Annotated in this window: 4 protein-coding genes; 1 reads left to right on the top strand and 3 read right to left on the bottom strand. The window is 36.8% G+C overall.

All coding sequences use genetic code 11. The annotated features are described in order from the left end of the window. The 3 genes from FC37_RS05595 to tnpA form a co-directional block, all read right to left on the bottom strand. On the bottom strand, positions 1 to 343 hold a 343-nt coding region (locus FC37_RS05595; protein WP_156400662.1), incomplete at its 3' end, for a MerR family transcriptional regulator. Between the two features lie 186 nt (positions 344 to 529). Continuing rightward, complete coding sequence (locus tag FC37_RS10800; protein ID WP_236697287.1) at positions 530 to 1,834, bottom strand: M1 family metallopeptidase; 1,305 nt, start codon at positions 1,832 to 1,834, stop codon at positions 530 to 532. A gap of 38 nt (positions 1,835 to 1,872) precedes the next feature. Then, on the bottom strand, positions 1,873 to 2,337 hold the full coding sequence (gene tnpA / locus FC37_RS05585) for an IS200/IS605 family transposase (RefSeq protein ID WP_025005294.1): 465 nt from the start codon (positions 2,335 to 2,337) through the stop codon (positions 1,873 to 1,875). Positions 2,338 to 2,436: 99 nt separating this feature from the next. On the opposite strand from tnpA, the gene FC37_RS10795 reads away from it, so the two are divergent. Next, positions 2,437 to 2,584: helix-turn-helix domain-containing protein (locus FC37_RS10795; protein ID WP_236697289.1), on the top strand; the 148-nt coding region annotated here is incomplete at its 3' end.

Here is a 2,584-nt window from a genome sequence, read left to right as displayed (position 1 = left end):
GATTATTCCATTTTTGCCGTTTATAGTTTAAGCCGCTGCCAATATCGCTTATTTCTGCGTCTAATACGATACCTTGTGCGTTAGCGTATTGGCGAATATAGCTTAATTGATCTTTTAAGTCATCTTTTTGACCATAAATTGATACTCTGGCATAAGCAACTTGTTTTTTATTTGAGCTTAGACTATTTTGGCTCAAATATTGATTTATTTGATCTTCTGTATAGAATCTGCGATTAGTAGGAGAGCGCTTAGCTTTAAAAATACCCTTTCGATCCCATGTTTGGAGGGTTCTAGTGGTTATTCCTAAACGATCAGCGACATCTTTAGGTTTTAAAATTGTCATAATATTCACTTCCATGTTTAACTTTCTAATGAATATTATGGCAAATATTTCTATAATTTTCTATAAATTTCCATATTTTGTTAACAGTTAATCAGCTCCTTTGTAATAATCCATTAAGTTGATTTTAGCACTTATGAGACTATAAAAATAACCTCGAAACTCAAACGTTTTCGGGGTTATTTGATTTTATTCACTTAAGTACTTAGGATCAATAAATTTATTGATCACGTTGTTAACTTTCTTTGAATTATCATACTTGCGGATAATGTTCAAGAAGTCTTGTGTAGTTGCTTGCTTCAAGTAGTAAGTTTGATAGTAATCGTGTAAAGCATCGAAGAACTTGGTTTCGCCCATGGCAACCTTTAAAACAGCAGGGAAGTCCATCCCAAGTTCGTAAGCTATGGCTTCAGTGTCAACGCCCTTTGGTGGATTATTAACAGGGTAGTTGATGTAGTTGGCCTTTTGATTCTTATTAATGAATTGGTTAGCATTTTCTTTTAAGATCTTGTTAGCACGCTTGACGTTCTTACGAGTATAGAACTTGCTGTGCATCAGTTTAGCACAGTAGGCCTTACTCTTAGTGTAGGTCAAATCATAAACGCCATTTTCAAGGAGGTTGGTAAGACCTTCGTCAAGCCAAGGTTCCATGTATTCGTCGCTGCCGACAGTGCCGTAGAACCATTGGTGACCAACTTCGTGAGAAACATCTTCAGTTAATTTATTATATCTATCAAGTGGGTGCTTCTTTTGTAAAAAGCCACTAGCGTCGATCATGATCAAGCCAGGATATTCCATCCCACCGGTATCTTTACCAAGCAAGGTTTCAGTAATATCGATTTCTTTGTAAGGATATTTGCCGATCTTCTTGGTAAAAATGTGGAAACTGTCTTGAGCAGTCATTAAAGCTAGCTTGTTGTATTGCTTGCTGTTTTTGCTTGCAAGGTAGTAGTCGTTGATTCTTACGCCGTTTGCATAAGCGTGATCAACCTTGAACTTGTTGGAAGCTGTGATGCCGACTTCACGCATGTTGTTGGCAACAATTGTGGTTTTACCATTCTTAGTGGTATTTTGACCAGAAGCTGCAACCTTGTAGCTCTTAGGTGCAAAGAAACTAACGTGGAAGTTGCTTACAGCACTGTTGCGGTTTTCACCAGCATCGTAGTATGGGTGATAATTCCACTTACCGTTGCGATAATCGCTTAAGTATGGGAAACAGAATGACAGGTTATAAACCTTACCGCCGTTGATATTTTGGTAGCCAAAACGATCTTGTCTCTTAGGTACACCGGTAACTACGTTGACAGTTAAATCAGTAGATTCACCTGTATTTAGACTTTTGTTAACAAATAAATTGCTCTTGTCTTTACCGGTAGTGTAAGAAAGCTTTTGACCATCTGATGAAATGCTTTTAACTGAAGTTGTCGCATTTCTTGTAGCCTCAAAATGCTTGTGGTCGTATTTCAACACGCCGCTAGCAATATTTCTAACCAATAAATTTTTAATGAAAAACGCCCGAAAATCCCCGTATTTTAATGCGGGGATGGATAGGGCTTACCGTCTCTAACGGCATTGTAGATCTGGTCATTAATGTACTTTTCTACTACTTCTTTAGACATATTCCCTACCGTGCCAAAGTAATAGCTGGGTGACCATAAATGTCCGCCCCACATCTTGTTTTGCTTAATTTCGGGATGATTCTTGAAGAATAAAAAAGCACTTCTTCCTTTGAGTGCTTTGACTACGCTTGAACCTGATTTTGATGGTCTAAAGCTGATAAGCAAATGAATATGTTCAGGCATTACCTCCATTTTTTCAATTTTGATTTGATTATCTTCAGCTATTTGCTTGAGCAGGTCTCGCATCTCTTGTGCAAGGTCTTGGTTAGTAAAGATTTGATTGCGGTATTTAGTACACCAAATTAGATGATAGTGTGCATTATAGACGTAGTGTTTTTCATAGCCTGCGTCTTTTATTTTGTCTTTTTTATTATTCATAGTCTAATATCCTTTCGTCTACTATGTATCTATTTACTGTTGATTATAAGATATACATAGGCTATAATCAAATTACAATAATACAAGGAGGTGAAATACATGAAAAGAATGAGCAGTTTAGCCTATCATTTTGGCGTTAAGCTTCGCTTTTATCCTAGTTCTAAGCAAAAGAAAATCATCAAGCTAAACTATGATGCGCAGCGCTTTGTTTACAACTCTTATGTAGGACACAATCGAAGCAATTATA

Origin of the sequence: Lactobacillus gallinarum DSM 10532 = JCM 2011 (genome assembly GCF_001434975.1) — a bacterium.
Lineage (GTDB): Bacteria > Bacillota > Bacilli > Lactobacillales > Lactobacillaceae > Lactobacillus > Lactobacillus gallinarum.
This window is presented reverse-complemented; position numbering and strand designations above follow the sequence as displayed.